Source organism: Streptomyces sp. NRRL WC-3742, assembly GCF_000720635.1.
Classification (GTDB): domain Bacteria; phylum Actinomycetota; class Actinomycetes; order Streptomycetales; family Streptomycetaceae; genus Kitasatospora.
Window position 1 is genome coordinate 1 of sequence record NZ_JOCF01000170.1, and the last position, 1,007, is coordinate 1,007.

Sequence of the window (1,007 nt, forward strand, 5' to 3'; positions counted from 1 at the left end):
GGCCTCGTCGGCTACGAGATGGCCCTGCTCGTCGACCGCGCAGGAGCCGTCCTCACCCCCGCACTCCGCGCAGAACTCCAGGGCAGTCTCCTGCACTGACGGTTCGTCGGATACCGTCCAGGTATTCGAAGCACCTCCGCGTCCTTCCCGGGCCCGCTTCGGCGGGTCCGGGTTCGGACGTAGTACGGCCTTCGCACCACCGGTCCCGGACCACACCCGGGGCCTGCACCGCACCGCCGCACCTTGTGAGGAGAGGAACCGTGACACCGCCCGACGACCGCAGCGGCCAGTACGGCGTTCCGTACCCTGGCACAGGCCATGACGCCTTCGGAACTCCCGGCGTCGGCCACGGTCAGACATACGACCGGCAGCAGTACGGACAGCAGCAGAATCCGTACGCCCGGCAGGAGCAGTACGGCCGGCACGGCCAGTACGGCCAGCCCGCCCAGCAGTACGGCCAGCACGACCCGTACGCCCGGCAGCAGCCCCCGTACGGCGCCCAGGCCCCCGGGTACCCGAACCCGGCGTCCTCCCCGATGCCCGCCCCGGACCCCGGCTTCCGGCCGGCGCAGGAGCCCGGGCACATCGAGGAGTTAGACGACGAACAGGACTCCGGCCCGCTGATCAGACCGTTCGCGATGACCGGCGGCCGCACCCGCCCGCGTTACGAACTCGCGCTGGAGGCCCTGGTCTCCGCCGACGTCGACCCGCAGCGCCTGGCCACCCTGCTCCCCGAGCACCAGCGCATCTGCACGCTGTGCACCGAGGTCAAGTCCGTCGCGGAGGTGTCGGCCCTGCTCTCCCTCCCGCTGGGAGTGGCCCGCATCCTCGTCGCCGACCTGGCCGAAGCCGGCCTGGTCGCCATCCACCAGCCCGCTTCCGGCGGCGAATCCGGAAACCAGCCCGACGTCACGCTGCTCGAAAGGGTCCTCAGTGGACTTCGCAAGCTCTAACGCGGCCGCCTCCACCCGCGCCACCACCTCCGCGAAGATCGTCGTCGCGGGCGG

The 1,007-nt window shown here is 71.4% G+C and carries 1 protein-coding gene and 1 pseudogene; both read left to right on the forward strand.

Annotated features, from left to right (window positions below; all coding sequences use genetic code 11):
- Positions 1-99 (forward strand): annotated as a pseudogene (locus IH61_RS45435) (roadblock/LC7 domain-containing protein); the annotation flags it as partial.
- A 161-nt stretch (positions 100-260) separates the two neighbouring features.
- Positions 261-953, forward strand: coding sequence for a DUF742 domain-containing protein (locus IH61_RS0139875; protein ID WP_078911754.1), 693 nt, complete (start codon positions 261-263; stop codon positions 951-953).
- Positions 954-1,007 lie beyond the last annotated feature (54 nt).